Source organism: Bisbaumannia pacifica (assembly GCF_007989625.1).
In the GTDB taxonomy this organism is placed as follows: Bacteria; Pseudomonadota; Gammaproteobacteria; order Pseudomonadales; family Halomonadaceae; genus Bisbaumannia; species Bisbaumannia pacifica.
On sequence record NZ_BJUK01000029.1, the window covers coordinates 39,907 to 46,121 of the forward strand.

Annotated in this window: 4 protein-coding genes; all 4 read left to right on the top strand. The window is 67.4% G+C overall.

From position 1 onward, the window contains the following. Positions 1 to 49: 49 nt before the first annotated feature. Positions 50 to 2,203, top strand: a complete 2,154-nt coding sequence (gene cheA, locus HPA02_RS12495; RefSeq protein ID WP_146803537.1) for a chemotaxis protein CheA — start codon at positions 50 to 52, stop codon at positions 2,201 to 2,203. Next, positions 2,200 to 2,694: a chemotaxis protein CheW gene (gene cheW, locus HPA02_RS12500; protein WP_146803538.1), complete on the top strand. Its 495-nt coding sequence runs from the start codon at positions 2,200 to 2,202 to the stop codon at positions 2,692 to 2,694. Before cheA ends, cheW begins: the two co-directional genes overlap by 4 nt. A 150-nt stretch (positions 2,695 to 2,844) precedes the next feature. Next, on the top strand, positions 2,845 to 4,554 hold the full coding sequence (locus HPA02_RS12505; RefSeq protein WP_186809981.1) for a methyl-accepting chemotaxis protein: 1,710 nt from the start codon (positions 2,845 to 2,847) through the stop codon (positions 4,552 to 4,554). Between the two features lie 56 nt (positions 4,555 to 4,610). Continuing rightward, positions 4,611 to 6,215: methyl-accepting chemotaxis protein (locus HPA02_RS12510; protein ID WP_146803539.1), on the top strand; the 1,605-nt coding region annotated here is incomplete at its 3' end.

Sequence of the window (6,215 nt, forward strand, 5' to 3'; positions counted from 1 at the left end):
GAGGGGCTCGGATCGGGTCTGATCATCGAATTACAAGGCGGGGACTAGCATGGATTTCAGTGATTTCTACGAAACGTTCTTCGAAGAGGCCGAGGAGCTGCTGGCGGACATGGAGCGCCACCTGCTCGAGCTTGACCTCGAGTCGCCGGACCCCGAGCAGCTCAATGCGATCTTCCGTGCCGCCCATTCCATCAAGGGGGGCGCCGGCACCTTCGGCTTCGACGTGCTCCAGCAGACCACGCACCTGTTCGAGAACCTGCTCGATCATACCCGGCGCGGTGAGCTCGCCCTGCGCCGCGATATCGTCGATACCTTTCTGGAAACCAAGGATATGTTGAACGATCAGCTGGACGCCTATCGTCAGGGCGGCGAGCCCGATCCGGAGGCCTTCGAGCGCATCTGCAAGGTGCTGCAGCAGATCGCCCTGGACGAGATGGGCCAGGGGCTGGAAGGGGCCGGCGGCGCCGCCCCCGAGGCGACGGCTCCGCAAGCGCCGGCCGAGGCGCCCGCCGCGGAACCCCGGCCCGAGCCCCCGGTCGAGTCGGTGCCCCCGGCCGCACCGGCGCCGGCCGAGGGGGCCAACCTGGTGGTGGCCCTGCTCAAGGTGGGCGACAAGGATCGCGAGCTGCTGATCGAGGAGCTGGGACACCTGGGCGAGATCAAGGGGCAGGGCGGCGACGCCGAACGCTATGAGGTGAGCCTGGCCACCGAGAGCGACCGCGACGAGATCGAGGCGGTGATGTGCTTTATCGTCGAGGCGGAGCAGGTGGAGGTGCGCGAGGCCTCGGCGCCCCAGCCGTCGGCATCGGCGGAGGCCGAGCCGCCGATTGCGGCACCCTCCGAGACGGCGTCCGCCAAGACGACTCCCCCCGCCGTGGTGGCGCCGGCCAAGGCGGCGGACTCGGCCAAGCCCGCCGCCAAGCCTGCCGCCAAGCCCAAGGCGGCGGCCAAGGGCGGCGAGACGACCTCGATTCGCGTGCCGGTCAACAAGGTCGATCAGATCATCAACCTGGTGGGCGAGCTGATCATCACCCAGTCGATGCTCGATCAGACCGTCAGCGAGCTGGATAACGTCTCCAACGGCGCCCTGGTCAACGGCATGAGCCTGCTGCAGCGCAATGCCCGGGACCTCCAGGAGTCGGTGATGTCGATCCGCATGGTGCCCATGGACTATGTCTTTAGCCGCTTCCCGCGGCTGGTGCGCGACCTGGCCAAGAAGCTCGACAAGGACGTGGAACTGGTCACCGAGGGCGAGTCCACCGAGCTCGACAAGAGCCTCACCGAGCGCATCATCGACCCCCTGACCCACCTGGTCCGCAACAGCCTCGATCACGGCATCGAATCCCCCGAGGCCCGCGAGGCCGCCGGCAAGCCGCGCACCGGTCGCCTGACCCTCTCCGCCCAGCACCAGGGCGGCAATATCCTGATCGAGGTGATCGACGACGGCGCCGGCCTCAACCGCGACAAGCTGCTGGCCAAGGCCCGCGAGAACGGCCTCTCGGTCTCCGACGCGATGAGCGACGACGAGGTGTGGCAGCTGATCTTCGCCCCGGGCTTCTCCACCGCCCAGGAGGTCAGCGATGTCTCCGGCCGTGGCGTGGGCATGGACGTGGTCAAGCGCAACATCCAGGAGATGGGCGGTCACGTGGAGATCCTCTCGCGGCCGGGGCAGGGCACCACCACCCGCATCGTGTTGCCGCTGACCCTGGCGATCCTCGACGGCATGTCGATCAAGGTCGGCGGCGAGGTCTTTATCCTGCCGCTGTCGGCGGTGCTGGAGTCGCTGCAGCCGCGCCAGGAGGATCTCTACGCCATGGCCGGCGATGACGTGGTGCTCAAGGTGCGCGACGAGTACCTGCCGGTGGTGGCGGTGCACCAGGCCCTGGACGTGGCCGGTGCCTGCACCGAGCCGACCCAGTGCATCGCCGTGATCGTCCAGGGCGAGGGGCGTCGCTATGCCCTGCTGGTGGATGACCTGCTCGGCCAGCAGCAGGTGGTGGTCAAGAACCTCGAAACCAACTACCGCAAGGTGCCCGGCGTCTCCGCCGCCACCATCCTCGGCGACGGCAGCGTCGCCCTGATTCTCGATATCGCCGGCCTGCACCGCCTCAATCAGAGCAAGCAGCAGGTCGGCTACGAACAGCGTCGGCACGCGCCGACTCACCACCTGCCCCAGACCGAGAAGGAGGTCGAACCCTCATGAGCGAGATGAATGCCGCCAGCGCCGCCGCCGTGGATGCCGATAGCCGTGAATTCCTGGTCTTCTCCCTGGGAGACGAGGAGTATGCCATCGATATCCTCAAGGTGCAGGAGATCCGTGGCTACGAGAACGTCACCCGGATCGCCAATGCCCCCGATTTCATCAAGGGGGTGACCAACCTGCGCGGGGTGATCGTGCCGATCGTCGACCTGCGCATCAAGTTCCACTTCGACAGCGTCGAGTACGGTGGCCAGACGGTGGTGATCGTGGTCAACGTCGGCGAGCGCGTGGTGGGTATCGTGGTCGATGGCGTCTCCGACGTCATGACCCTGACCCCGGAACAGATCAAGCCGGCGCCGGAATTCGGCGTGACCCTCTCCTCCGACTTCCTGAGCGGCCTGGGCAGCCTGGAGGATCGCATGCTGGTGCTGGTGGATATCGAACGCCTGCTGACCAGCGACGAGATGGCGCTGGTGGAAAACGTCAGCGAATGACGGGGAGGGCGCCGGGGCGACTCGGCGCCGAGACGCCGCAGAGCGTCGGGTAGACAACAACAACGACCCTGATACGGCCGCGGTATGCCGCGGCCCAACGCTCAAGTCGCTCCACCCCAGGGGTGGGGCCCGGTAATTCAAGGGGTAGTCGTGAAGCTTCTCGATAACATGACCGTGCGGGTCAGTTGGACCCTGGTGCTGGTCACCTTCAGTGCCCTGCTGCTGTTGCTCAGCGGCCTGGGCCTCTACGCCGTCAACTATAGCCAGCGGGAGCTGGCGGCCTTTAGCGCCGTCAACGTGGATCAGCAGGCCACCCTCAATCGTGGCAACTCGATGATGATGTCCGCGCGAATCGCCATGGAGGACCTGCATGCGCAGCTTGTCGATGCCGATGGCGATAGCGGGCGTCGTCAGGCGCAACAGGCGGCGGTGGCGCTGGGCGAGCGCCTGGAGAGCGCCCAGCGAGTCTTAGCGGAGTTCGTGGCGCTTCCCGCCCAGCCGGAGAACGAGGCGCTGATTCCGCCTATCGCGGCAAGCGTCGCGGCGCTCTTCGACGAAGCCCTGATCCCCCAGCAGCGCGCCCTGGCGGAGGGCGATATCGAGCGCTTTCAGGCCCTGCGCAGCGAGGCCGAGCGCCTGAACGCCGCCTTCTATGCCGATGCGGTGAGCTTCTTCCATACCGTGGAGGCGGAGGGGACCCAGCGTTACGAGAACTTCTTCAGCGTCGCCAATACGGTCAAGCTGGCCATCATCCTGGTGCTGCTGGTGGCCGCCGCCACCGTGGTCGTCGTGCTGTGGGGCGTCACCGTCAACGTGATTCGTCCCCTGGGCCGGGTGGTGGATCACTGCGAGCGGATCGCCAAGGGCGATCTCTCCGGGGTGGTCGAGCGCCGCGGCAACAATGAGATCGGTCGCCTCTACGCCGCCCTGGGGCACATGCAGGAGGGGCTCGCCGGTACCGTGAGCCGGGTGCGCCGTGGCAGCCAGTCCATCTATGGCGGCACCCAGGAGATCGCCAGCGGCAACCAGGACCTTTCGGCGCGCACCGAGGAGCAGGCCGCCTCCCTGGCGGAGACCGCCTCCAGCATGGAAGAGCTCACCTCCACCGTGGAGCAGAACGCCGACAACGCCCGCCAGGCCAGCCGCCTGGCCGAGGAAGCCTCCCAGACCGCCGGTCAGGGCGGCGAGGTGGTGGGCCAGGTGGTGGAGACCATGCGTGAGATCAGCGACAGCTCGCGGCAGGTCACCGAGATCATCGGCCTGATCGACTCCATCGCCTTCCAGACCAATATCCTGGCGCTCAACGCCTCGGTGGAGGCGGCCCGGGCCGGCGAGCAGGGCCGCGGCTTCGCGGTGGTGGCCGGCGAGGTGCGTAATCTGGCCAGCCGCAGCGGCGAGGCGGCCCGCCAGATCCGTGAGCTGATCGACGCCTCGGTGGCCAAGGTGGATACCGGCTCGGCGCTGGTGGATCGCGCCGGCCAGACCATGGGCGAGATCGTCCAGGCGGTACAGAAAGTCAGCGACATCATGGACGAGATCGCCTCCGCCTCCCAGGAGCAGAGTCACGGCATCCTGCAGGTCAACCAGGCGGTGACCCAGATGGATCAGGTGACCCAGCAGAACGCCGCCTTGGTGCAGCAGGCCGCCTCCGCCGCCGCCGCCCTGGAGGAGGAAGCCGCGCGGCTGCGCGAATCGGTGGCCCAGTTCCGCGTCGACGAGACGCGTGGCGACGATGACCTGGCGCGCTGGCTGCCCGACCTGGGAAGCGCCCGCGGCGAGGCCCGGGAGTCCCGGCCGCAGCCGGCGGCGACCCCGGTGGCGCGGGCCCAGGGCGACGACGATGACTGGGAAAGTTTCTGACCAATAAAAAATAACGACCCGGCGCCCCAGGGGGGCGCCATGCAGGGAGCCACGATATGCGTAATAACCAGCCGGTGACTCGTCGCGAGTATCCCCTCGACGAGCACACCTTCCTGATCTCGCGGACCGATCTCAAGGGCCGCATCACCTATGCCAACCCGGCCTTCGTCGAGGTGAGCGGCTTCTCCCGGGAGGAGCTGATCGGCGCCCCCCACAACCTGGTGCGTCACCCGGACATGCCTGAGGCGGCCTTCGCCAACCTCTGGGAGACCCTCAAGGAGGGCGAGACCTGGACCGGGGTGGTGAAGAATCGCTGCAAGAACGGCGACTTCTACTGGGTGCATGCCAGCGTCACCCCGATCGTCGAGAATGGCGAGACGGTGGGTTATGCCTCGGTGCGCGTCAAGCCCAGCCGCGAGGAGGTGACCCAGGCCGAGGCGGCCTACGCGGAGATTCGCGAGGGGCGTGGCAAACACCTGACCCTGCACCGCGGCCGCCTGCGTCGCCGCGGGGTGATGGCCAAGCTCAAGCGCGTCAATCTGGGCTCCATGCGCGCGCGCATCAGCGGCATGGTGGCGATCTCCATGGTGCTGATGCTGGCCAGTGGCCTGCTCGGCCTCTACGGGCTGCAGGCCTCCGGCGAGCGACTCCAGGCCCTCAACCAGGACGGTCTCCAGGACGTGGCGCGGCTGCAGCAGCTCGATCGCCTGATCACCGCCGGCTATGAGTCCCTGCTGACCACCAACCAGATGGAGCTGGTGCAGAACTCCGAGCGCCTGGTCGGGGAGCTCTCCGGTGTGGCCGAGCGCCTGGAGACCATCTGGGGCGAGTACCGGAACCGGGAGGTCAACCACACCCCCCGCGCCGATACCTTCGATGAGGGCCTGTCGGCCTATATCGAGGACGGGATCCTTGAGATGGTCTCGGTGCTCTCCTCCGAGGACGCCTTCGAGATCTTCACCGGCGCCCAGCAGCGCCGCGATAACCTACAATCCAGCGGTCGCGAGCTCTCCGCCCAGGTCAACGGCCTGATCGAGGACAAGCAGGGCGCGGCCCTGGTGATGGCCGAGGAGGCCGCCGCCGGCAAGCAGCAGATGATGCTCGCCCAGCTCAGCCTGCTGATCGTCGGCCTGGTGTTGCTGGTGGGCCTGGGGACCCTGATGGTGCGCAGTATGATCAAGGCGCTCAAGGAGTCCACGGCCTTCACCCTGCAGATGGCCGCCGGCAACCTGGGGGCCAGCATGCCCTCGCGGCGCCGCGACGAGATCGGTCGCCTGATGCATGCCCTGGATATCATGCGCAAGAGCCTCGGCAGCATCGTCGGCGACGTCAATCGCGGCGTCTCCGTGGTGACGCCGGCGGCGCGGGACATCGCTCAGGGCAACGAGGACCTCTCCTCGCGCACCGAGCAGCAGGCGGCCTCCCTGCAACAGACCGCCTCGAGCATGGAGGAGATGACCACCACGGTGCAGCAGAACGCCGACAATGCCCGCCAGGCCAGCGGCCTGGCGGTGGACAACGCCACTCAGGTGGGGCAGGCCGGCGAGCTGATGGGCGAGGTGGTGCAGACCATGGGGCGCATCACCGAGCAGTCCCGCAAGATGACCGAGATCATCGACGTGATCGACTCCATCGCCTTCCAGACCAATATCCTGGCGCTG